The following is a 22574-nucleotide window of genomic DNA, read 5'->3' as shown; positions in this document are numbered from 1 at the left end:
TGTGACGGATTCCTAGATCAGGCCCTGCTTGCGCATCTGCTCCACCAACAGCTTGGCCAAGCCGGCATTGGCGGCCTGTGGGTCGGACTCGTAGTACTGGTCGGCGGTCAGCGACCACAGCATGCGCGCGCCGGGCACCGCCAGCAGGTTGCTCTCGACCGTGGCACCGACCTCGTAGGGGCCGTAGCCGCTGCCGCCGAACACGATGGAGGCACCGGCATAGCTGCCGTAGGAGCCCACGCCCACGCTGGGCATGATGACCGGCCCGCTGCCGTAGGACGAGCCGTAACCGGCGCGCAGCACGCGCGTCTCGACGAAGCCCTGCATGCCGGCGGCCAGCGCGGCCTTCTCGATGACCTCGCGGCCGCCGACCGGATCGACGTTGCGGCTGTAGCTGGCGACGGCCTCGACGCCATTGGCCTGCAGGGCCTGCACCAGGGCGTCCTCGAAACTGCGGCGCGAGGCGCCGTCCACGCCCACGCCGACGACCATCAGCTTGCGCAGCGTGGGTCCGGCGTAATCACTGGCGCGCCAGGTGTTGCTGACGCGTGGCGTCAAGGCGCAGGCGGACAGCAAGCCGCACAGGGCAAGCAGGAACAGGCGACGAGTGAGCATGGCGGGGCTCCCGGTAAGACGATCAGCCGGCGGACGAACCCCACCAGCGGTGGAAATGATGGACGGGTCCGTGCCCCTTGCCAACCTCCAGTTGCCCGCTGGCGGCAATCGCCCGGCGCAGCCACTCACGCGCGTCACGCACGGCGGCCTCGACACCACGCCAGTCACCGGCGCGCTGCGGCAGCAAGGCGGCGATGGCAGAGGACAGCGAGCAGCCTGTGCCATGCGTGTTCTTGGTCTCGATGCGGGGCGACTCCATCTCGATCATGCGGTCGCCGTCGAACAGCAGGTCCACCACCACGCTGCCCGGCAGGTGGCCGCCCTTGAGCAGCACCCAGCGCTCGGAGGCCAGCGGCAGCATCTCGCGCAGGCGCTCGGCGGCGCGGTACATCTCCTTGACCGTTTCCGGCGCGCGCTGCTCCAGCAGCACACCGGCCTCGGGCAGGTTGGGCGTGAGCACGAAGGTACGCGGCAGCAAGGCTTCGCGGACCATGCCGATCGCATTCTTGGCCAACAGGTGGTCGCCACTCTTGGCCACCATCACCGGGTCGGTGACGACGCGCGGCGCGTCGAAGTGCGCCAGGCGGTCGGCCACGGTGGCGACGATGTCGGCACTGCCCAGCATGCCCAGCTTGACCGCGTCGATGCGCACATCGGCGAACAAGGTGTCGATCTGCAGGCGCAGGAAATCAATCGGCGGCGTATGCACGCCGGTCACGGCCTGGGTGTTCTGCGCCGTCAGCGCGGCGATCACGCCGCAGCCATAGGCGCCCAGCGCGGAGAAGGCCTTGATGTCGGCCAGTACGCCTGCCCCGCCACTGGGGTCGACGCCGGCGATGGAGACGACGTTGGGGATGTGAGATGCCATTTGAATCAGGTGAGAGACTCGATGACGACTTCAGGATGCTTCTGTGCGATGCGAATCAATGCCTGTGCAGCCCCCGAGGGTGCGCGACGGCCTTGTTCCCACTCCTGCAAAGTGCGTTGTGAAATATGTAGCGCGCTGGCGAACTGGGCCTGTGAGAGCCCCATCTTCTGCCGCGCGGCGGCGACTTCGTTTGGTGCGATCGAAGTCGCACGGGCAGCCTGCCCCGCTTTCATCTCACGTACGGACTGGAGCAATTTCTGCCCCAGTGCCTCACCTGTCATGACGCCGTTCCTGGTTGTGGTCTTCGAATCAGCCATGTTCCAACTCCTCTCGCACAGCCTTGAGCAAATGCGCGGGAATGTTGCCGCGCACTGCCTTGGCATAGGCCACCAGTAGCCAGATTTCACCGGACGGCAGGCGCGTGAAGTAAATCACCCGCACGCCTCCGCGCTTGCCCATCCCAGCCCTGGACCACCGGACCTTGCGGCAACCACCGCTGCCGGGAATCACCTCTCCCGCTTCAGGATTGCCAGCCAACCAGGTAAAGAACTCCAGCCTCTCTTCTGGCGACCAGAGTTTGTCCACATCCGCCGCGAAACTCGGTGTTTCGATGATGGTGTACATGTGAGGAATATACGTCAGTGACGTATATTGCGCAAATCAGTACTTGTCCGGAATCAGAGAATCTTCCGCATGCGCGCCAGCGCCTCCTCGATACGCGCCACGTCGGTGGTGTAGGCGAAGCGCAGCCAGCGTTGCGGCTCGCGCTCGCCGAAGTCGATGCCCGGCGTGGCCGCCACGCCAGCCTCTTCCAGCAAGCGCTGGGCGAAAGCCTGCGCGTCGTTGGCCAGCGCGCTGATGTCGGCATACACGTAGAAGGCGCCCTCGGGTCGTGCCGGCACCTTGAAACCCAGCGCCTGCAGGCCGCCGAGCAGCACATCGCGGCGCCGCGCGAATTCGCTGCGACGCGCTTCGAAGAGGGCGGTGGCCTCGGGCGAGAAGGCCGCCAGCCCGGCCGCCTGGGACAGCGAGGATGCGCAGATCGTGTAGTGCTGCGCCAGCTTCTCCAGCTCGCGTACATAACCCTGCGGCGCCACCAGCCAGCCCAGGCGCCAGCCGGTCATGCCGAAGTACTTGGAGAAGCTGTTGATGATGAACATGTCATCGCCCAGGGCCAGCGCGGTCTGCGGCGCACGGTCGTAGGTGAGGCCCTGGTAGATCTCGTCGACAAGGCAGGCGCCGCGGCGCTGCTGCACGACATCGAGCACGGCGGCCAGGGTCTGTGGTGCGATCAGCGTGCCGGTCGGGTTGGCCGGGCTGGCGATCATGAGGCCACGCGTGCGCGGCCCCCAGGCCGCCGCCACCTCGGCCGCCGTGGGCTGAAAGGCATGTTCGGCGCGCACCGGCAGTGCGTCGACCACGCCCTCGAAAGCGCTGACGAACTGGCGGTTGCAGGGGTAGCCGGGGTCGGGCAGCAGCCAACGATCACCCGGTTCGGTCAGCAGCGCCAGCGCCAGCATCAGTGCGCCCGAGGCGCCAGCCGTGACGAGGATGCGCGCCGGGTCGACGGTGACGCCGAAACGCGTCGCGTAGTGCTGCGCGATGGCCTCGCGCAGCGCCGGCGTGCCCACGGCTGGCGTGTAGCCGACCCGGCCCTGGGCAAGGAAGCGCTGCCCGGCTGCGATGACGGGTTCGGCCACCGGGAAGTCCGGCTCGCCGACCTCCATGTGGATGATGTCGCGCCCCTCGGCTTCCAGTTGCTGGGCACGCGCCAGCAACTCCATGACGTGGAAGGGCGGGATGCCGCGCGCGCGCCGTGCGATGGGGCCGGCGGGTAGAGTGGATGCTTGCTTCATGACGATGGACCGGAAGCGACGATGCCGTGATTTTCGCAGAGTCGTGCGGTGGCGGCCTGTCCCTGCATCAAGCGCCAGCCGAACAGGACGGCCCTGCACGCAACACGGTCGGGCGACTATCCTGAAGCTGAACCTCAACCGACGGAGGCTGCATGGCGACATCTCTCCTGGTGTGCACCCGCAAGGGACTGTGGATGCTGCACGCCGACCCTGCCAGACAGGACTGGCGTGTCGACGGACCACATTTCCTCGGCAACGTGATCCACCATGCACGGCTCGACCCGCGCGACGGGCGCACACTGCTGGTGGCGGCGAGCACCGGTCACCTGGGGCCCACCGTGTTCCGTTCCGACGACCGCGGCGCCACCTGGCAGGAAGCCGCCACGCCCCCGGCCTTCGCCAAGGAGCCGGGTGGACGCGTACTCGACCACGTGTTCTGGCTGGAGCCCGGCCATGCGGACCGGCCCGGCGAGTGGTACGCCGGCAGCAGCCCGCAGGGCCTGTTCCACAGCGACGATGGCGGGCGCAACTGGGAGGGCGTGGCCGGCTTCAACGCGCATCCCCAGCGCAAGGCCTGGTGCGGTGGCGACCAGGACGGCACGCCGGACGGTCCCAAGCTGCACTCCATCCTGGTCGACCCGCGCGACCCGGCGCACCTGTTCCTGTCCATGTCCAGTGGCGGCACCTTCGAGTCCTGCGATGGCGGCGCCGACTGGCGACCGATGAACCAGGGCGTGCGCGCCGACTTCTATCCCGAACCGATCGAGTACGGCCACGACCCGCACTGCGTGTGCCTGCACCCGGCCCGGCCCACGCGCCTGTACCAGCAGAACCACTGCGGCCTGTTCCGCCACGACGAGGGGGAAGCTGCCTGGGTGGACATCGGCGCCACGGTCGCCCAGGCCAATCTGCCGGACCCGCAGCAGCGTTTCGACGTAGGTCTCGCCCTGGCCCTGCACCCACGCGACCCGGACACGCTATGGACCTTCCCGATGGACGCCGGCACCGTGTGGCCGCGAGTCTCGCCCGGGGGACGCCCCGGCCTGCTGCGCTCACGCGATGGCGGGGAGAGCTGGCAATGGCTCAATGGCGGTTTGCCCGCCGAGCAGGCCTGGTTCACGGTCAAGCGCCAGGCCCTGGCCGCCGATGCCGGAGCCCCGGCCGGTGTGTACTTCGGCACCACCGGCGGCGAGGTCTGGGGCAGCCTGGACGAAGGCGAGAACTGGCGCTGCCTCAAGGCGCACCTGCCGGAGATCTACGCGGTGGAAGCGGTGCAGTTCGCCTAGTTAAACTCAGAAGCCGTAACAAAATGGAGTGGCGCGCAGCGACACCGCTTGGGTCAACTAAGTGGCTAGGCGCGCCGCCGCAGACAGTACAAGTAGTACGGCAAGGCGGCGCAACAAGGCCAGAACCATTTTGCTACGGCTTCCACATGATCCACGTCCGACTGCCCACCCACCTGCACGACTACACCGGCGGCCTGCGCGAAGCAGAGTTCGCGCTCCCGCCCGGCAGCACGCTGGCCGAGCTGCTGGTGGCACTGGAGCAACGCTGGAGCGGCCTGCGCTTTCGCATCATCGACGAGCAGGACGGCGTGCGCCGTCACATCAAGCTCTTCGTCGATGGCGAGTCGGTGCGTGACATCAGCGTCGTACTGCGCCCGGATGCCGAAGTCATGATCGTGGCGGCGCTGTCGGGCGGCTAGATAAAGCTGACCATCGAAGGGCAGACGGCCGCAGGCCCGCTGGGTTTCGGCCAGCGGCCTCCACCCGCCCTACGCGCGGAAGTCCTCGCGCGGCGGCGAGAAGGTGTCGAGCAGCAGGGTCTCTTCGCCCTCCATGGCGAGAAAGCCATGCATCAGGCCGCCCGGCACCAGGATGATGTCGCCGGCGCGCATCTCGTACTGCTGGTCGACGATGGTATAGATGCCGCCGCCCTTGACCACGTAGGTCGTCTGCTCATGCGGATGATTGTGCATGTAGCCCTCGGCACCAGGCTGGAAGTGCACCTCCACCTGCATCAGCTTGTCGCCGTCGGCGGTGATACGGCGCTTGACGCCGCCGCCCAGGTCTTGCCATTCCGGTTTTACGAGTTTCTTGGCGCTCATCGGGTTCTCCTCAGGTGAAGCTGCGAGCATAAGGATAGCCGCCCGTCATCCGCTGTGTCTTGTTGTGACGCCGCAGCGGCTCAGTCGTCGTGGCGCGCGCCGGACAGGTCGGCACCGGCATTCGGTGGCAGGCGCCGCAGCAGAAGGAGGGAAGTCAGGGATACCAGCGCCACGCACAGGAAGGCGATGGAGAAGTCCCAGGCCACCAGCGCCTCTTCGCCCCCCCGCAGGAAGTGCGCCGATTGCAGCGCCGCCGCCCCGACCGTGACACCCATGCCGGCCGCCAGCTGCTGCGCCATGCTGGCGAGACTGGTGGCCTGGCTCATCTGCGCCGGCTCCACCTCGGCATAGGCCAGGGTGTTGAGGCTGGTGAATTGCAGCGAGCGCAGGCAACCGCCCACCAGCAGCACGGCCATCATCAGCACGGCTGGCGTGCGGGCGGTGAAGGCCGCGATCAGGGCCAGCGACAGCGCGGTCAATACGGCATTGATGGTCAGTACGCGGCGAAAGCCCCAGCGGCCAAGGATGCGCGTGGTCGCGGTCTTCATGCCCAGCGCGCCGATGGCGGTGGCGCAGGTCAGCAGGCCGGACTGGAAGGGCGTCAGCCCAAAGCCGAGCTGCATCATCAGCGGTAGCAGGAAGGGAATGGCGCCGATGCCGATGCGGAACAGGAAGCCGCCCGCCACACTGGCACGGAAGCAGGCCTGGCGGAACAGGTGCAGCGCCAGCAGGGGATGCGGCGTGCGCCGCGCATGCCACAGGTAGGCCCCCATGATGGCGATGCCCGCGATCAGGCAGGCGATGGCGGCCGGGGTCGAGATCAAATGGCGACCCAGGGTGGCGAAGCCCAGCATCAGCAGCGCCAGGCCGAAGGCGGACAGCACGAAGCCGGCATGGTCCAGCGGCGGCACGTCCTCGGTTTTGATCTGCGGTACGTGGCGCGCGGCGTAGAGGGCACCGAGGACGGCGATCGGCACGTTGATGAAGAAGATCCAGCGCCAGTGGAAATAGGTGCTGATGAAGCCGCCCAGCGGCGGGCCGATCACCGGGCCCAGCAGGGCCGGCATGGTGAGGTAGCTCATCGCGCGCACCAGCTCGGCCTTGCTGGTCGAGCGCAGCACCACCAGGCGCCCGACCGGCACCATCATCGCGCCGCCCACGCCCTGCACGAAGCGCGCCGCGACGAAGCCGCCCAGGCTGCTCGAAAACGCGCAGGCCAGTGAGCCGCCGACGAACACGCCAATGGCCCACAGGAAGATCGTGCGCGTGCCGAAGCGGTCGGCCATCCAGCCGCTGATGGGGATGAAGATGGCCAGGCTGACGAGATAGGAAGTCAGCGCCAGCTTCAGCGCCACCGGGTCTTCGCCGAGGTCGCGTGCGATCACCGGCAGCGAGGTGGCGATGACGGTGGAATCCATGTTCTCCATGAACAAGGCCACCGCCACGATGATGGGCAGCAGGGGAATGCTGCGGCCAAACAGTTGGAACTGCGGGGCATTCACGAGTGGGACGTCACCTCAATGCGCCGGCCGCTTGGCGTGAAAGCTGATCGGCGCCTCCACCGATCCGGGCGGTGGGCTCTTCAGGATGCCCGGGCGGATCGTGCCCATCACATGCATCTCGCAGGGCTTGCAGTCGAAGCGCAGGGTCAGGCGCTCCTTGCCGTTCACCAGGGTCATCGGCTCGGCCTTGACCTGGCCTTGCACGCCTTGCACGCCCTTGGCCTGCTTGGGACACAGGTTGAACGAGAAGCGCAGGCAGTGCTTGGTGATCATCACCGGCACCTCGCCCGTCTCCTCATGCGCCTCGTAGGCGGCGGCGATCAGTTGCACGCCATGCCGACGGTAGAAGCGCCGCGCCGCCTCGTTGTAGACGTTGGCGAGGAAACTCAGCGAGGTCTCGGGATACTGTGCCGGCGGCTCGCTGGCGACCATCCGCGTCCAGCGCGGCAGGGCGGCCAGGCGCGCGGCGTCGAGCGCGGCCACGGCGTCGCGGCGCAGGGCATTGGCCACCGAGGCCGGCACAAACCACGGCTGCGCCCAGTCGATGACGATATCCTGCGCGTCGTACAGGGTGGCGCCCAGTTTGGCGAGGTTGTCGCGCAGGCCGCTGTCGGCACGCGCGGCGTCCTTGGCGGCTTCCTTGGCATGCGCCACCGCCGCTTCGGCCACTACGCCCCGATCGTCTTCGATGCGCAGCGCGAAGCCCTCGGCCGTCTCGCGGAAGCGCAGCCACACGGGGATACGGCGCTCGGCGGATTTCTTGGTCAGCGCCTGCTCCCAGGCGTGGTCGCGGTTGCGGTTGATCGTCACCCCGGGCACCAGGCCCTTGAGCTCGGCCAGCGGCCGGTTCGGCTCGATGCGCCAGGTCGGCCCCATGGCGCGTGCGACGTTGACCTGCACGCCCTGCAGCTCGCGCTTGTGCATCCAGGTCAGGCCGTCGCCATTGGTGAGCGGGCTGCTCGCCTCCATCTCGAACCAGTTGTCGCTGACCCGCGTGACCGTGCCGATGGCCTCGCCGACGTGGGTAGGCGCGTCGAAGGCGCCGATGTCGATCTGCCGGCCATTGGCGAAGTAGTCGGTGCTGCTGCGGTTGAAGCTCTTGTCCGGGTCGGGCTGGAACAGGATCTGCGTGCGCCCCTGCGCGGCCGGCACGAACTCGGGGCGCTGCTCCATCAGTGCGTCGAGCAACTGGCGGTAGTGGGCGGTGATGTTCTTCACATAGCCCATGTCCTTGTAGCGGCCTTCGATCTTGAAACTGCGGATACCCGCGTCGACCAGCGCGGCGAGATTGGCGCTCTGGTCGTTGTCCTTCATCGACAGCAGGTGCTTGTCGAAGGCGACCACGCGGCCCTGCGCGTCTTCCAGCGTGTAGGGCAGGCGGCAGGCCTGCGAGCAGTCGCCGCGATTGGCGCTGCGCCCGGTGTGCGCATGGCTGATGTAGCACTGGCCGGAGAAGGCCACGCACAAGGCGCCGTGCACGAAGTATTCGAGCGCGACCTCGGGGCACACCGCGGCACGCGTCTTGGCAATGTCGACCAGCGTCATCTCGCGCGCCAGCACCAGTTGCGAGAAACCGACCTCGCCCAGGAAGCGCGCCTTGTCGACCGTGCGGATGTCGCACTGGGTGGAGGCATGCAGCGCGATGGGCGGGATGTCCAGCTCCAGCACGCCCATGTCCTGCACGATGAGCGCGTCCACGCCGGCGTCGTACAGCGCGTGGATCAGGCGTCGCGCCGGCTCCAGCTCGTCGTCGTGCAGGATGGTGTTGAGCGTGACGAAGATGCGCGTGCCGTAGCGGTGCGCGAACTCGACCAGACCGGCGATCTCGCTGACCGGGTTGTCGGCCGCGGCACGTGCGCCGAAGGAGGGGCCGCCGATGTAGACGGCATCGGCGCCATGCAGCACCGCCTCGCGGCCGATCTCGGCGGTCTTGGCGGGGGCGAGCAGTTCGAGCTGGTGGGGGGCGAGGCTCATGGGGGGAATGCAACATCTTGTGGAATAGCGTGATTTTAGCGGGCGAAGGCCCTCGGACCACGCGATTTACGGATTTCCACTCACTCAAGTTGCACCGCAGCACGCCGATACGCGAGGGACCCCGGACACAAAGTCCGTCCCGATGAGAGGAGAGGCCCCATGAAACCGCTGCTGATCGTTTGTGGATTGCTGTTCAGCCAGGCCGCACTGGCCGAGGATTTCGCCACCCCCAAGGAGGCCGAGGCCATCGTCGGCAAGGCCATCGCCCACATCAAGAAGGCAGGGGCGGATCAGGCCTACAAAGACTTCACCGAGGACAAAACCTGGAAAGACCGCGATCTGTACGTGGTGGTCTATGCGCTGAATGGCGTGGTCAAGGCGCATGGTCAGAACCCCAAGATGGTGGAGAAGGATCTGATCGACATGAAGGACCCGGACGGCAAGCCTTTCGTGAAGGAACGCGTCGAGCTGGCCAAGAGCAAGGGCAAGTTCTGGCAGGACTACAAGTTCACCGACCCGGTGACCAAAAAGGTGCTGCCCAAGCAGATGTATTGCGAGCGCAATGGTGAAACGGCGGTGTGCGCAGGGGTCTACAAGCGCTGACCATGAAGTGCTGCCTCCGCCTGCGCGGTGGCAGCGCCCAATTCTTGCACTGGGAGGGGCCGCATGAAGCTCCTGCATCGACTCTTGCTGGCGCCGGGTGTGGCCATCCTCTTCCTGATGCTGCTCGGCGGCATGGCGCTGCTTGGCCTGCAGGGCCAGAAAGCCGCACTGGACACCATCACCACCGAAACCCTCCAGGAGCTCAACCGCGCCAACATCGTGGTACAGCGCCTGTCGGAGCTGCGAGCCCGCGGCTATCGCCTGTTCGTGTGGCTCAGCTCGCTCAACGACGAAGCCATCAAGCAGCGTCAGCAAGAGATCGTGCGTGATGTGAACGTCCTGCGCGGCATGCTGGAACAGCGGCAGGACGAGCAGGCGCGCCTAGTCGTCAGCCTGCTGCCGAAGTACCTCAAGCAGATCGAGGAAGGCGTGGACATGGCGCAGGCCGATCCCAACCTGGCGATGGGGGTGATCGGTGCGGCCGAGGAAACCTTCGTCGAGATGAACGAAGCAGCCAACGAGATGCTGCTGTCGGCCAGCCAGACCAGCGAAACGGCCAATGCCGCGGCAGATGCCAGCTACCGGCTGGCGCTGTGGTCCACCTGTATCGCGCTGGTCCTCGCGTTGGCGTTCACGGTCTTCATCACGGCCAGGATCTCGCGCCACATTGCCCGCCAGGTGCAGCTCGCCAGCCAGGCCGTGCGGTGCATCGCCGACGGCGATCTGCGGCAGAGCATCCAGGTCAAGGGGCGAGACGAGATCGCTGCCATGCTCTCCGCGATACGCGACATGCAGGACGGGCTGCGGCGCACCCTGCAATCCATCGCCGGCTCGGCCGGCGAGTTCCGCGACACCAGTGCCCGGCTCTCGGGCTCGGCGAACGGCGTGGCGGAATCCTCCGCGCACCAGAGTGACGACGCCGCCTCCATTGCCGCCACGGTGGAGGAGCTGTCCACGGCGGTCAGCCAGATGTCCGACGCCGCCCGCGATGTGCGCGACATGACCGTCAAGGCAGGCGAGATCGCCAATTCGGGCAGCGCCACGATCCTCGACACCGTGCAGGAGATGCACGCCGTGGCCAGCTCAGCCGACGAGGCGGCCGCCACCATCAAGGCGCTGGACGAACAATCGGCCCGTATCACGCAGGTGGTGGGCGTGATCCGTGAGATCGCCGATCAGACCAACCTGCTGGCGCTGAACGCGGCCATCGAGGCCGCCCGTGCCGGTGAGTCCGGCCGAGGCTTCGCGGTGGTGGCGGACGAGGTACGCAAACTGGCCGAGCGCACCGCGCTCTCCACGGCGGAGATCACCCAGACCGTGGAAGCAATCCGACGCGACGCCCATGCCGCAGTTGACCGCATGAACCACACCGTGGCTGCGGTGCGTAATGGCGTGGCGCTGGCGGAACAGGCCGGTGGCGCCACCCAGCAGATCACCACCAACACCGACAAGGTGCTGGAAGGCGTCAGCGCGATCGGCAGCCTGCTGCAGGAGCAGACCAACGCCAGCCTGCAGTTCGCGGCACGTGTGGAATCCATCGTGCAGGCCACCCAGGACAACACTGATATGGCTCAGCAGGCCGCCACTGCCGCTCGCCAGATCGAGCAGCAAGCGCAAGCCCTGCATGAGCTGATCAGCCACTTCAAGACCTGAGCCGGCGCCGCTGACTTAACTCATTGAATATTCTTGAATTCGGGGTAGGATCGCGGGTTTGTACCGATGCCGCGCCCGGCGGCGACCGTTCTCTCGCAACATGTCTCACCCCGACCTCCGCCCGGCACGCCCGCTGCCTGGCCTCGATGCCCTCAAGGCCCTCGCCTCACAACTGATCGTCCTGCACCACCTGGCCTATTACGGCCCGATGGCCGACATCGCCTGGCCGCTGGCGCCGGACCTGCTGGCTTGGCTGGCCAATCATGCGCGCATCGCGGTCCAGGTCTTCCTCGTGCTGAGCGGCTTCCTGGCCGCCCATGCACTGGCGCCGGACGGCCGTGCGCGCATCGTGAGCCTGCCCGCCATGCTGCTGCGCCGCTACCTGCGCCTGGCCCTGCCCTTCGCCGCCGCATTGCTGATCACCGTGCTATGCGCGGCCTGGGCTCGCGGGCAGATGAGCCATGCGCTGATCCCGGCGGCGCCACAGGCGACCCAGTTCGCGCTGCATATGCTGCTGCTACATGGCGTGCTGGGCATCGACTCGCTGTCGGCCGGGGTGTGGTACGTGGCGATCGACCTGCAGTTGTTCGCCCTGCTGGCCGGCCTGCTGTGGCTGGGTCAGCGCCTCACGCCGCGCCTGCCGGTCGGGCCGGTGCTGGCCCTGGGCCTCGGACTGGCTGCCCTGTTCCACTTCAATCTCGATGACGCCTGGGATAGCTGGGGCCTCTACTTCTTCGGCTCCTATGCGCTGGGCGCCGGCGCCCGCTGGGCCCTGGCGGCACGGCCGCTGCGCCACGTCTTCGTCGTGCTGGCGGGGCTCACCCTGGTAGCCCTGTTGCTGGACTATCGGGTGCGCATCCTGGTCGCACTGCTGACGGCGATCTGGCTGTTGCTGTCCCTGCGCCACCCCGAGCGCCTGCCGGCCTGGGTGGAGAGCCGCCCGCTGCGCTTCCTCGGCCGCATCTCCTACGCCGTGTTCCTGATCCACTTCGCAGTGCTGCTGCTGGTCAACCCGTTGGTCCTGCGTCTGGCCGGCGACTCGCCCGCCTGGAATGCAGTGGGCGTACTGGCCGCCTGGGGTCTGTCGGTGCTGGCCGGCGCGGCCTTCCACCGCTGGGTGGAGCAGCCCGCCCTGGGCTGGGCCGGTCGCCTGGCCGACTTCGGCCTGCAACCCGGCACCGGCCAGCGCGCTAGCTGAGCCCCCTTCCCGTCTGCCCCGCCGTGACCGGCTGCGCACCGTTGTGCGGGCGCAGCTTTCCTTCCGCCCGCCCTCGTGGCATATAGGCGCGTGGCGCATCGTATCTCACTGATGCGTAACAACAAAAATACCAAATTCGATCGAGGAGACAGTCATGAACTTCAAGCGTCTAGCCGGCGCGATGGCCTTGTTCGGCCTCGCCTCCGGCGCCCAGGCCGCGACGGACTATCCGTCGGGCTACACCAAGTGCGTACAGAACACCGGCGCCACCTGCACGATGACGGGCACCAGGAACGTTGCGCTGGGCAAATCCGGTTCCTTTGTCTACGCCGTCAAGACCGGCAGCTTCGCGTGTACCGGCTCGGCCTTCCCGACCAATAGCTTCACCAGTTCTGCCTGGTGCTCAGTGGGCGCGGTGGCCAGTTCCTCGTCGAGCAGTTCCTCCTCTTCCTCCAGCAGCTCGTCGAGCTCCTCCTCGTCGTCGAGCAGCTCCAGCAGCAGTTCCAGTTCTTCATCCTCGTCGAGCAGCTCGTCCTCCAGCTCCTCGTCCAGCTCCTCGTCCAGCAGCTCCTCTTCGTCCTCGTCCTCGTCTTCTTCGTCGTCCTCCTCGTCGAGCGGCGGCAGCGGCAAGTACGTCGAAAAGCTGGACCGCGGCGTGGTGGTGGTGCCCTCCTCCAGCGGCGTGCTGGTGAGCTGGCGCCAGCTCGGCACGGACCCGTCCGGCATCAGCTTCAATGTCTATCGCGGCAGCACGAAGCTCAACAGCAGCCCGCTCAACGCCACCAACTTCCAGGACACCTCCGGCAGCACTGGCTCCAGCTACACCGTGCGCCCGGTCATCAACGGCGTGGAGCAGGCAGCGGCCAGCGCCCTGGTGTTCGCCAACGGCTACCTGTCGGTGCCGATCTCCAGGCCCGCCGGCGGCAGCACGCCCGACGGCGTGAGCTACACCTATGAGGCCAACGACGGCTCGGTGGCCGATCTGGACGGCGACGGCCAGTACGAGATCGTGCTGAAGTGGCAGCCGACCAATGCCAAGGACAACTCGCAGTCCGGCTACACCGGCAACACCTTCATCGACGCCTACAAGCTCAACGGCACGCGCCTGTGGCGCATCGACCTGGGCCGCAACATCCGCGCCGGCGCGCACTACACCCAGATGGTGGTGTATGACCTGGACGGCGACGGCAAGGCCGAAGTCATGCTGAAGACCGCCGACGGCAGCAAGGACGGCAAGGGCACGGTGATCGGCTCGTCCAGCGCCGACTACCGCAACAGCTCAGGCTATGTGCTGTCCGGTCCGGAGTACCTGACCGTGTTCAACGGCGCGACCGGGGCCGCCATGGCCACCACCGACTATGTACCGGCGCGCGGCACGGTATCGAGCTGGGGCGACTCCTACGGCAACCGGGTGGACCGCTTCCTGGCCGGCGTGGCCTACCTCGACGGCACCCGTCCCTCGGCCGTGTTCGCGCGTGGCTACTACACGCGCGCGGTGGTGGTGGCCTGGGACTGGCGCGACGGCAAGCTGTCGCGTCGCTGGACGGTGGATAGCAACTCGGGCGCCAGCGCACTGGCAGGCCAGGGCGCGCACTACTTCACGGTGGGCGACGTCAACAACGATGGCAAGGACGACATCATCTACGGTGCAGCCACCATCAACGGCAACGGCTCGCTGATGTATTCGACCGGCCTTGGTCACGGTGATGCACTCCATCTCTCCGACCTCGACCCGAACCGCCCCGGCAAGGAAGTGTTCATGGTCCACGAGAGCACTTCGGCGGCCTACGGCATGGAGATGCACGACGCCGCGACGGGCAAGATTCTGTGGGGCGTGAAGACCGGCGTGGATACCGGGCGCGGCCTGTGCCTGGACATCGACCCGGCCTACCCGGGCTACGAGTGCTGGTCCAGCGTGGGCGGCGTGTATAGCGCCACCGGCGTGTCGATCAGCAGCAAGCGTCCGAGCATCAACTTCGGCCTGTGGTGGGATGGCGACCTGTCGCGCGAACTGCTCGATGGCACCGCCATCACCAAGTGGAACCCCGCGTCGCAGAGCGTCAGCACGCTGGTGAGCGGCGCCAACGCGGCCTCCAACAACGGCACCAAGGCCAACCCGGTGCTGTCGGGCGACCTGTTCGGCGACTGGCGCGAAGAGGTGATCTGGCGCAACAGCGACAACAGTGCGCTGCTGATCTACTCGACGGGCATCCCGACCGGCTACCGCTTCCCGACCCTGATGCACGACCCGCAATACCGGGCCCAGGTGGCGACGCAGAACAACGCTTACAACCAACCGCCGCACCCGAGCTTCTTCCTCGGCAATGGCATGGGGGCTGTGGTGCAGCAACCGGTGCGCACGCCCTGAACGCGTACCGCGTGTCGTAGACAGAAAACCGCCTGCGGGCGGTTTTCTTTTTGGGGAGTCGGGAGTCGGGAGTCGGGAGTCGGAGCGTAGCCCCTGCCACCCTCAGCCGTAACGCTGCCGCGCCACCACCGCCAGGCCACAGCCCACGCTGCCGTACAGATCGCCCTCGACCGGACGCGCCGCCGGGAAGGCCTGCGCCAGCGCGGTGCGCAGGGCCGGCACGGCAGAGGCGCCACCGGTGAAGAACAAGGTGTCGATCGCACGCTCGGCCACGCCCGCCTGCGCCACGCAGGCGCGCGCGGCGGCACAGACCCGGCCCACTTCGCCGGCAATGGCCTGCTCCAGCAGACTGCGCGGAATTTCCAGCGTGTAGCCACGCTCGATGTCGTCCAGCGGCAAGCGGGTGCTTCTGTCCTCCGACAAGGCGATCTTGGTCCGCTCCACCTCCATCGCCAGGTGGTGTCCGGCCTGCTGGCCCACGACGCGCAGCAAGCGTGAGTAAGCCGCGTCCTCGGCCACCGAGGGCGCCAGGGCCTGCAGCTCGCTCCAGCTCCGGCGCGTATACGCCTGGTTGATGGTGTGCCAGGTGGCAAGCTGGAAGAACACGTTGCTGGGGAAGGGGCCACCGTTCTTGAGCCGCGCGCCCATGCCCAAGGCCGGCATCACCGCCGCCAGGGACAAGCGCTTGTCAAAGTCGGTACCCCCCACATGCACCCCGCTGTTGCCCAGCAGGTCGGCACTGCGGTCCGCCACGCCCCGGCGCTGCGGTGACAGGCGGATCAGCGAGAAGTCCGAGGTGCCGCCGCCGATGTCGACCACCAGCACCAGTTCCTCGCGCGTGATGCCCTGCTCATAGGCATGGGCGGCGGCGATCGGCTCGAACTGGAAGCTCAGTTCGCGGAAGCCCAGGCCGCGCGCGATCTCGCCCAGCGTGTCCTCGGCGCGCCGGTCGGCAGCATCGTCCTCATCGACGAAGCGTACCGGCCGCCCCAGCACCACCGCCTCCAGCTCGTGCTGTGCGGCCTGTTCGGCACGCCGCTTGAGCTCACCCAGGAAGGCACCGATCAGCTCGCGGAACGGCAGGTGGCGCCCGCCGACCTCGGTCCCGGCGTCCATCAGGCTGGTGCCCAGCAGGCTCTTCATGGCGCGCATCAGGCGCCCCTCGTAGCCCTCCAGATATTGCGCCAAGGCGGCGCGACCGACCGCCACGCGCTCCTCGTCGAGGTTGAAGAACACTGCCGAAGGCAGGGTGGGCTTGCCGTCCTCCAGCATCAGCAGCCGCGCGCCGGCCTCGTCGCACAGGGCGGCGGTGGAGTTGGAGGTACCGAAGTCGATGCCGCAGGCGCGCAAGGCCATGATGCCGGGGAGGGGAAATCCAGGGGGCGGCAAGGGTAAGCGGGCAGCCCGCAACGGTCAATCTCGGGTCCGCCGGCGCCACCACCCTGCCCATTTGGGTGTGTGGCTTTGCCCGCAGCGGGTGGCTGCACCACATTTGCAGGTGAATCATTCACGGAACTACACCGTGGGCAACCCCGAGAACCTGGATTCCTCTGCCCTCCAACATGTCGTCCTGCGCTCGGCCGACCTGCTCAAGCTGCAAAGCGCGGTGCTGGAGGCGGTGGTGCGCGGTGCGCCACTGGGCGAGACGCTGGACCTGCTGTGCCGGCACATCGAGGCGCTGGCCGACGATGTGCGCTGCTCGGTGCTGTTGCTCGACGGCGACCGCCTGCGCCACGGCGCCGCCCCGCGCCTGCCGCCCAGCTACACCACGGCCATCGACGGCGCCCGCATCGGTCCTCTGACCGGCTCCTGCGGTACCGCCGCCTATCTGGGCGAGGCAGTGGAGGTGAACGACATCGCCCACGACCCGCGCTGGGCCGACTACAAGCACCTGGCCCTGCCGCTGGGCCTGCAGGCCTGCTGGTCGTCGCCGATCTTCGGCCGCCAGCAACGCGTTCTGGGCACCTTTGCGCTGTACTACGACTGCGTGCGCACCCCCAGTCCGTTCCACCGCGAGGCGGTGCAGGCTGCCACCGATCTGGCCAGCATCGCGATCGAGCGCCATCAGATGGACGAGGCGGAGCGCGCGCGCGTGCTCGAACTGGAACAACGCGTCAGCGAACGCACCCAGGCGCTGGCGCAACGCAACCACGAGCTGGAGCAGACCATCGACGAGCTGCGGCGCACCCAGGACGCGCTGATCGAGGCGCGCAAGCTGATCAGCCTGGGACGCTTGGTGGCCGGGCTCGCCCACGAACTGAACACGCCGATCGGCAACGCGCGCCTGCTGTCGAGCAGCCTGCAGGCGCGCTGCTGCGAGCTGCGTGCGCGCATCGAGGCGAGCGACCTCAAGCGCAGCGACATGCTGCATTTCCTCGCCGCACAGGAAGACGGCAGCCGCATGCTGACCCAGGCGCTGGCCGGTGCGGCCGAGCGCATCGGCAGCTTCCGCGCCATCGTGGTGGAACACGAGGACGCCCGACTCACCCGCTTCTCCCTGCGCGAGCTGGTGGCCGACACGGTGCAGTTGCTGACCGTGCCGATCCGCGAGGCGCAATGCGAAATCCGCAACGAAGTGCCGGCGGACATCCTGCTCGACTCCTATCCGGCGCAACTGCAACAGGTGCTGACCAGCCTGTTCGGCAATTCGATCCAGCATGGTTTCGAGAGCCGCCCCGGGGGCTTGGTGCGGGTCACGGCCAGCCGCCCGGACGACAACCATCTCACGCTGAGCGTGAGCGACGACGGCCGGGGCATCCCTTCGGCCGCCTTGCCGCGCGTCTTCGACCCCTTCTTCACCACCCGCCTGGGGCAGGGCTTTGCCGGCCTCGGCCTGCACGTGGCCTACACCTTGGTGCATGGCCTGCTGGGCGGCGACATCCGCATCGACAGCCCGCCGGGAAAGGGCACCACGGTCACCCTGAGCCTGCCGCTGAACGCACCGGCGCACGGCCTGGCGCCCCGCTGACACGAAAACTTGCTTTGCAAGGCCGGGCGTTTCGGGCACACTGCGCAGCCTGCGGCCTTGAAACCAGTCCCCTGCCGCTGCCTGTAGCGCGTCTGCTTCTCTGCATCCGTCCCCTACACAAATCCAACGAACCCGCTTCGTCAGCCTTGACTGGTGCCATGGCGCACACCGCCCGGCTGGTCGACCAGGCACTCCCCTTTCTGGAGTGACATGTCCTTTGCATCCCTCGGGCTCATCGAGCCCCTGCTGCGCGCCGTCGAAGCGCGCGGCTACACCCAAGCTACGCCCATTCAGCAACAAGCCATTCCCGCCGTCCTGAACGGTGGCGACCTGATGGCCGGCGCCCAGACCGGCACCGGCAAGACCGCCGGCTTCACCCTGCCCATCCTGCAGCGCCTGACCCAGACGCCCGCCCGCAAGGCCGGCGCCATCCGCGCGCTGATCCTCACCCCGACGCGCGAACTCGCGGCCCAGGTCGAGGAGAGCGTGCGCCACTACGGCGCGCACCTGCCGCTGAAGTCCACCGTGATGTTCGGCGGGGTCAGCATCAATCCGCAGATCAGCACCCTCAAGCGCGGCGTGGATATCCTCGTCGCCACCCCGGGCCGTCTGCTCGACCATGTGCAACAGAAGACGGTGGACCTCTCCGGCGTCGAGATCCTGGTGCTGGACGAAGCCGACCGCATGCTCGACATGGGCTTCATCCGCGACATCAAGAAGGTGCTCGCGCTGCTGCCCAAGCAACGTCAGAACCTGTTGTTCTCGGCCACCTTCTCGGACGAGATCAAACAGCTCGCCGACGGCCTGCTGAACAACCCGGCCCTGATCGAGGTGGCGCGCCGCAACGCCACCCAGGACGCCATCACCCAGCGCGTGATGCTGGTCGACCAGAAAGCCAAGCGTCACCTGCTGGCGCACCTGATCCGCGAACACCAGTGGTTCCAGGTGCTGGTGTTCACCCGCACCAAGCATGGCGCCAACCGCCTGGCCGAGCAGCTCACCAAGGGTGGCATCCCCTCGCTGGCGATCCACGGCAACAAGAGCCAGAACGCGCGCACCCGCGCCCTGTCCGAATTCAAATCGGGCGAACTGCAGGTGCTAGTGGCGACCGACATCGCCGCGCGTGGCCTCGACATCGTCGAGCTGCCGCATGTGGTGAACTTCGAACTCCCGAACGTGCCGGAAGACTACGTGCACCGTATCGGCCGCACCGGCCGCGCTGGCGCCAGCGGCGAAGCGCTGTCGCTGGTCGCGCCGGACGAGCTGGCCTACCTGCGCGACATCGAGAAGCTGACCAAGCAAAGCATCGAACGCGTGGCGCTGCCGGCCTTCGAGATTCCCACCACGGCAGCCGCTGAGGACGCCCAACCGCGCCCGCCACAACAAGCGCGCGGCCGCTCCGCCAACTCCGCCCCCAAGACGGACAAGCCGGGGCGTGGCAGTCGGGGCGGTCAGCCGGTTGCACGTGCCGCGGCCAAGCCGGCCAATGCACAAGCCGAAGACAAGCAGCCCGTCGTCGTCGCGGCGAGCGAGGCCGCGCAGGGCGAGGGCCGTGGTCGTCGCCGTCGCGGCAAGCCCGCGGGCGCCGACAGCCAAGCCCCCCGCAGCGAAGCCCAACCGCGCCGCGAGGGAGGCGAACGTGCCCCGCGCCAGGGTGGCGAAGCTCAACCGCGTCGCCAGGGCGAAGGCCGCCAAGGCCAGGGTCAGGGCCGCAGCGGCGCCCCGCGCGAGGGCAATCGCAGCCCGGCAGGCCGTGAAGGGCGCGGCGGACGTGACAAGCACGAAGCCCGTGGCGACCGTGACAGCCGTGGCAACCGCAGCCCGCGCCAACATGGCGAAGTGAATGGCAATGTCGCGCCGCCGCCGCCGCGTGAGGTGAATGGCAACGTGATCCCCAAGGAGCGCCCGGAAGTGGACGGCAATCGCGTGCGTGCCAGCAAGCCCGGTCAGGATGGCCTGCGCGGCATGCTGTCGCGCGGCATGAACGCACTGCGCCGCTTCGGCGACCGCTGAGTCGTTTCACTCCCGCTTCAGAACTAAAAAGCCCCGCGCGATACAGATCGCGCGGGGCTTTTTTTGTGTGGTGACCAGCCCACACATGCCATCGGGGTCGATGGGAAGCGGCTACGGCCTCCCCCCAGCCCACATGGCTCGGTCACGCATGGATCAACGCGTGAAGGTCCCGGCCTGAACCAGGTCCTTCGGTGCCGATGACTTGCCCAGCTGCACCGTGTAGGTACCGGCCGGCGTGAGCCACATGTTGTAGGTCTTGCTCCACACGCTCAAGGGGTGATGGCTGGCCGCCGGGTCGATGCTGAGGGTGAGCTGCTTCGATTCACCCGCCGCCAGTTCCACCTTCTGGAAACCCACCAGACGCTTGGGTGGCTGGGGGGCGCCCACCGAGCTGGCGCCGGCCGGCAGCGACAGGTAGACCTGCACCACCTCGGCACCCGCGCGGCTGCCGGTGTTGCTGACCGTGGCGGTCACGTTGTACTTGCTGCCGCTCGCCACAACCGCCGGGCTGGTCACGGTGAAGCTGGTGTAGGACAGGCCGTGACCGAAGGGGAAGGCCACGCAGGGGTTGCTGCCCGCCACCACCGCGCACTGCCCGCTGATGTTGCCGTCATACCAGCGGTAGCCCATGTGGAGCTTCTCGGTGTAGTCCACCGTCTGCGTCACGCCGTCGGCAGCCACCTTGCCGGGGTACTGCTCTTCGCTGACGCTGTCGAGGAAGCTCTTGCCGGCGTACGGGAAGGTAACCGGCAGCTTGCCGGACGGATTCTTGATGCCGAACAGCAGCTCGGCAACGATGTTGCCGTCCTCCTGGCCGGGGAACCAGGCTTCCAGGATGGCCGGGCCGGCCGCGCCCACCAGGGTCGGGTCCATCGCCACGCCGGCGTTGTCCTTGAGCACCAGCGCGGTCTTCTGCAGCATGCTCTTGGCGGTGGTCGAGCTGGTGCCCATGATGGCCTGAATCATGGCGACGGTCTGGCTGTTCTTGACCATCGCGGCGCTGCCGCTGGGCGTGGCCGGTACGGTCAGCGAGCCGGCGACGTACCAGTCCAGGCTCATGCCATCGGCGGCGCTGACGCCCGGCGCGATGGGCACCACGTTGGAGGACAGTGAGCTGCCATTGGCGGTCGTCAGGCGGTCCGCGCCTTCCTCGGCGATGGTACCGGCCATCATGATGACGGCATCGGCGGCGGCCGCCGCTGCCTGCACGTCGGCGAAGCTCTTGGCCACGCCGTCGATGGTCGCCGTGGCATTGGCGTCATCGACCAGGATCAGTTGCACCGTGGCGGTGGTGTTGCCGAGCGTCTTCAGCGCGTTCTTGATGCCGTCCAGCGGGGTCACCGTGTAGTTGGGCATCACGTCCGAGCTGCCCCCGGCGATCGCCACGCCGACGCGCGCGCCGCCGGCCACCGCCATCTGCGCATAGACCTGGCTGGCCTTGCCGATCAGCACCAGCTTCTGCGCCGTCGCCGGAATCGGCAGTGCGCCGTTGTTCTGCAGCAGCACCGCCATCTTGGTGCCGGCCTCGCGCGCCTTCTGGCCGTTGGCCGCGAAGTCGATCGGGGTCTGCACGACAGGCCGGTCGAAGATGCCGAACTTGAACATCTGCGTGTAGCGGCGCTCCAGCGCCTTGTCGAGCATGGCGGTGGTGAGCGCGCCGGAGGCCAGGCCCGCCGTCAGGTTGGTCTTGGACCAGTACTGCGGGATCGGCATCTCGTGGTCCATGCCGGCCTGCATGGTGCCCACCGCGCTCTTCATGGCGAAGAAGTCGGACTGCACATAGCCGGTGAAGCCCCAGTCATTGCGCAGCACGCCGGTCAACAAGTCCTTGCTCTCGCAGGAGCTCACACCATTGACGTAGTTGTAGGCGCACATGATGGAGCCGGCCTTGCCGTCCTTCACCGCCATCTCGAAGGGCAGCAGGTAGAGCTCACGCAGCACCTGGGCGTCGACCGTGGTCTGCACCTTCATGCGGTTCGTTTCCTGCTCGTTGGCGACGAAGTGCTTGGGCATCGCGATGGCGCCCTTGGCCTGGATGGCTTTGGTCTCGGCCACGCCCATCACGCCGGTCAGGTAGGGGTCTTCGCCGAAGTATTCGAAGTTGCGGCCCAGCACCGGGATGCGCGCCATGTTGACGCCGGGTGCTTCGAACACATGCAGCGCGAGATTGTTCATCTCGGTGCCGATCACCTCGCCGTAGGTGGTGGCCACCGCCGGGTCGAACGAAGCCGCCACGCCCATGGCCGAGGGCAGGGCGGTCGCCTGTGCCGAGCTGATGTCGGTGTAGGCGGCGGTGAAGCTCTTCTTGCCGGCCACCACGTCCTGGTACACGGCCAGCGACACGCAGTCGTTCTGGCCCAGGCCCACCGGCCCGTTGGTGATGCGCAGGGTGGGGATGCTCAGCGCCGCGATGCCGGTCACGTGGCGAGCGCCAAAGCAGTTGGGCAGCTCGGGCACGATTTCCGGCATGGCACCGGTGAGCTGCTGCATCTTCTGCTCCAACGTCATCGCCGCCAGCAGGAGCTTGGCGCGCTTGTTGGCCACGCCTTCCCTGGCCGTATCCGTCGTGGCGGCCCCCTGTTCGGCCACGATGGCCGGGCTCATCCACGGGTGGGCGTTGGGCGCCGCCACCGTCGCCGGGGCGCTGACCTCGTCGCCGCCCCCGTCGCCACCGCAGGCCACCAGGCCCGCGCTCAACACCAGGCCGACGGCCAGGGCCAGGCGGCTTTTCTTCGTCCCGAACTTCTGCATTGCTTGCTCCTCGCGTTATCGAATGTCTGCACGCACCGGAACGCAGAAGCTCCGGGGTGTCGATCACATTCTTGAATCCGCTCCAAGGGGCGTCCAAT

General features: G+C 67.6%; 18 protein-coding genes. 8 read left to right on the top strand and 10 right to left on the bottom strand.

Going from position 1 to position 22574, the window contains the following annotated elements; translation table 11 throughout:
• Window positions 1–12 precede the first annotated feature (12 nt).
• The 5 genes from NMB43_RS00415 to NMB43_RS00395 are packed head-to-tail and all read right to left on the bottom strand — an operon-like array spanning window position 13 to window position 3339.
• On the bottom strand, window positions 13–615 hold the full coding sequence (locus tag NMB43_RS00415) for a hypothetical protein (RefSeq protein ID WP_494350176.1): 603 nt from the start codon (window positions 613–615) through the stop codon (window positions 13–15).
• Between the two features lie 22 nt (window positions 616–637).
• Window positions 638–1483: a bifunctional hydroxymethylpyrimidine kinase/phosphomethylpyrimidine kinase gene (gene thiD / locus NMB43_RS00410; protein WP_494350175.1), complete on the bottom strand. Its 846-nt coding sequence runs from the start codon at window positions 1481–1483 to the stop codon at window positions 638–640.
• A 5-nt stretch (window positions 1484–1488) separates the two neighbouring features.
• A complete protein-coding gene (locus NMB43_RS00405; RefSeq protein WP_494350174.1) occupies window positions 1489–1800 on the bottom strand; it encodes a helix-turn-helix domain-containing protein in 312 nt (103 codons plus the stop codon).
• Window positions 1793–2107: a hypothetical protein gene (locus NMB43_RS00400; protein WP_494350173.1), complete on the bottom strand. Its 315-nt coding sequence runs from the start codon at window positions 2105–2107 to the stop codon at window positions 1793–1795. The genes NMB43_RS00405 and NMB43_RS00400 overlap by 8 nt, the downstream gene beginning before the upstream one ends.
• 53 nt (window positions 2108–2160) lie before the next feature.
• Window positions 2161–3339 (bottom strand): pyridoxal phosphate-dependent aminotransferase, encoded by a 1179-nt coding sequence (locus tag NMB43_RS00395; protein WP_494350172.1) that lies wholly within the window; start codon window positions 3337–3339, stop codon window positions 2161–2163.
• A gap of 152 nt (window positions 3340–3491) precedes the next feature.
• On the opposite strand from NMB43_RS00395, the gene NMB43_RS00390 reads away from it, so the two are divergent.
• Both NMB43_RS00390 and NMB43_RS00385 read left to right on the top strand, forming a co-directional pair.
• Window positions 3492–4625, top strand: coding sequence for a WD40/YVTN/BNR-like repeat-containing protein (locus NMB43_RS00390; protein WP_494350171.1), 1134 nt, complete (start codon window positions 3492–3494; stop codon window positions 4623–4625).
• Between the two features lie 146 nt (window positions 4626–4771).
• The gene (locus tag NMB43_RS00385; protein ID WP_494350170.1) at window positions 4772–5044 is read left to right on the top strand and encodes a MoaD/ThiS family protein; all 273 of its coding nucleotides are present in this window, start codon (window positions 4772–4774) and stop codon (window positions 5042–5044) included.
• Window positions 5045–5113: 69 nt separating this feature from the next.
• Here NMB43_RS00385 and NMB43_RS00380 read toward each other — a convergent pair whose 3' ends face one another.
• The 3 genes from NMB43_RS00380 to NMB43_RS00370 all read right to left on the bottom strand — a co-directional run bounded on the left by NMB43_RS00380 (window position 5114) and on the right by NMB43_RS00370 (window position 8922).
• On the bottom strand, window positions 5114–5446 hold the full coding sequence (locus tag NMB43_RS00380) for a cupin domain-containing protein (RefSeq protein WP_494350169.1): 333 nt from the start codon (window positions 5444–5446) through the stop codon (window positions 5114–5116).
• 80 nt (window positions 5447–5526) lie between these two features.
• Window positions 5527–6948, bottom strand: coding sequence for an MFS transporter (locus tag NMB43_RS00375; protein WP_494350168.1), 1422 nt, complete (start codon window positions 6946–6948; stop codon window positions 5527–5529).
• Between the two features lie 15 nt (window positions 6949–6963).
• On the bottom strand, window positions 6964–8922 hold the full coding sequence (locus tag NMB43_RS00370; RefSeq protein WP_494350167.1) for a peptidase U32 family protein: 1959 nt from the start codon (window positions 8920–8922) through the stop codon (window positions 6964–6966).
• Between the two features lie 159 nt (window positions 8923–9081).
• Here NMB43_RS00370 and NMB43_RS00365 point away from each other — a divergent pair, with 159 nt between their 5' ends.
• The 4 genes from NMB43_RS00365 (at window position 9082) to NMB43_RS00350 (ending at window position 14744) form a co-directional block, all read left to right on the top strand.
• Window positions 9082–9525: a cache domain-containing protein gene (locus tag NMB43_RS00365; protein WP_494350166.1), complete on the top strand. Its 444-nt coding sequence runs from the start codon at window positions 9082–9084 to the stop codon at window positions 9523–9525.
• A gap of 63 nt (window positions 9526–9588) precedes the next feature.
• Window positions 9589–11178 (top strand): methyl-accepting chemotaxis protein, encoded by a 1590-nt coding sequence (locus NMB43_RS00360; protein ID WP_494350165.1) that lies wholly within the window; start codon window positions 9589–9591, stop codon window positions 11176–11178.
• A gap of 100 nt (window positions 11179–11278) precedes the next feature.
• Window positions 11279–12376, top strand: a complete 1098-nt coding sequence (locus NMB43_RS00355; protein WP_494350164.1) for an acyltransferase family protein — start codon at window positions 11279–11281, stop codon at window positions 12374–12376.
• A gap of 154 nt (window positions 12377–12530) precedes the next feature.
• A complete protein-coding gene (locus tag NMB43_RS00350) occupies window positions 12531–14744 on the top strand; it encodes a rhamnogalacturonan lyase (RefSeq protein ID WP_494350163.1) in 2214 nt (737 codons plus the stop codon).
• A gap of 102 nt (window positions 14745–14846) precedes the next feature.
• Here the strand turns inward: NMB43_RS00350 and NMB43_RS00345 are convergent, their stop codons facing one another.
• The gene (locus NMB43_RS00345) at window positions 14847–16100 is read right to left on the bottom strand and encodes an Hsp70 family protein (protein ID WP_494350162.1); all 1254 of its coding nucleotides are present in this window, start codon (window positions 16098–16100) and stop codon (window positions 14847–14849) included.
• A gap of 142 nt (window positions 16101–16242) precedes the next feature.
• Between NMB43_RS00345 and NMB43_RS00340 the strand changes: the two genes are divergently transcribed.
• Together NMB43_RS00340 and NMB43_RS00335 are read left to right on the top strand one after the other, a co-directional pair.
• Window positions 16243–17712, top strand: coding sequence for a sensor histidine kinase (locus tag NMB43_RS00340; protein ID WP_494350161.1), 1470 nt, complete (start codon window positions 16243–16245; stop codon window positions 17710–17712).
• Window positions 17713–17922: 210 nt separating this feature from the next.
• A complete protein-coding gene (locus NMB43_RS00335) occupies window positions 17923–19725 on the top strand; it encodes a DEAD/DEAH box helicase (protein WP_494350160.1) in 1803 nt (600 codons plus the stop codon).
• Window positions 19726–19878: 153 nt separating this feature from the next.
• Here NMB43_RS00335 and NMB43_RS00330 read toward each other — a convergent pair whose 3' ends face one another.
• Window positions 19879–22476 carry a beta-glucosidase family protein gene (locus NMB43_RS00330; RefSeq protein WP_494350159.1) on the bottom strand — a complete coding sequence of 866 codons (2598 nt, stop codon included), beginning with the start codon at window positions 22474–22476 and terminating at the stop codon, window positions 19879–19881.
• Window positions 22477–22574 lie beyond the last annotated feature (98 nt).

The organism is Uliginosibacterium sangjuense (assembly GCF_059132465.1).
The sequence above is the reverse complement of the archived record's forward strand: the minus strand, read 5'-3'. Positions and strand labels throughout refer to the sequence as shown.

What these genes read in the sequence shown, in the direction of transcription:
- NMB43_RS00415 (WP_494350176.1), bottom strand. Translation starts at nt 615, where the DNA reads ATGCTCACTCGTCGCCTGTTCCTGCTTGCCCTGTGCGGCTTGCTGTCC.
- thiD (WP_494350175.1), bottom strand. Translation starts at nt 1,483, where the DNA reads ATGGCATCTCACATCCCCAACGTCGTCTCCATCGCCGGCGTCGACCCC.
- NMB43_RS00405 (WP_494350174.1), bottom strand. Translation starts at nt 1,800, where the DNA reads ATGGCTGATTCGAAGACCACAACCAGGAACGGCGTCATGACAGGTGAG.
- NMB43_RS00400 (WP_494350173.1), bottom strand. Translation starts at nt 2,107, where the DNA reads ATGTACACCATCATCGAAACACCGAGTTTCGCGGCGGATGTGGACAAA.
- NMB43_RS00395 (WP_494350172.1), bottom strand. Translation starts at nt 3,339, where the DNA reads ATGAAGCAAGCATCCACTCTACCCGCCGGCCCCATCGCACGGCGCGCG.
- NMB43_RS00390 (WP_494350171.1), top strand. Translation starts at nt 3,492, where the DNA reads ATGGCGACATCTCTCCTGGTGTGCACCCGCAAGGGACTGTGGATGCTG.
- NMB43_RS00385 (WP_494350170.1), top strand. Translation starts at nt 4,772, where the DNA reads ATGATCCACGTCCGACTGCCCACCCACCTGCACGACTACACCGGCGGC.
- NMB43_RS00380 (WP_494350169.1), bottom strand. Translation starts at nt 5,446, where the DNA reads ATGAGCGCCAAGAAACTCGTAAAACCGGAATGGCAAGACCTGGGCGGC.
- NMB43_RS00370 (WP_494350167.1), bottom strand. Translation starts at nt 8,922, where the DNA reads ATGAGCCTCGCCCCCCACCAGCTCGAACTGCTCGCCCCCGCCAAGACC.
- NMB43_RS00365 (WP_494350166.1), top strand. Translation starts at nt 9,082, where the DNA reads ATGAAACCGCTGCTGATCGTTTGTGGATTGCTGTTCAGCCAGGCCGCA.
- NMB43_RS00360 (WP_494350165.1), top strand. Translation starts at nt 9,589, where the DNA reads ATGAAGCTCCTGCATCGACTCTTGCTGGCGCCGGGTGTGGCCATCCTC.
- NMB43_RS00355 (WP_494350164.1), top strand. Translation starts at nt 11,279, where the DNA reads ATGTCTCACCCCGACCTCCGCCCGGCACGCCCGCTGCCTGGCCTCGAT.
- NMB43_RS00350 (WP_494350163.1), top strand. Translation starts at nt 12,531, where the DNA reads ATGAACTTCAAGCGTCTAGCCGGCGCGATGGCCTTGTTCGGCCTCGCC.
- NMB43_RS00345 (WP_494350162.1), bottom strand. Translation starts at nt 16,100, where the DNA reads ATGGCCTTGCGCGCCTGCGGCATCGACTTCGGTACCTCCAACTCCACC.
- NMB43_RS00335 (WP_494350160.1), top strand. Translation starts at nt 17,923, where the DNA reads ATGTCCTTTGCATCCCTCGGGCTCATCGAGCCCCTGCTGCGCGCCGTC.
- NMB43_RS00330 (WP_494350159.1), bottom strand. Translation starts at nt 22,476, where the DNA reads ATGCAGAAGTTCGGGACGAAGAAAAGCCGCCTGGCCCTGGCCGTCGGC.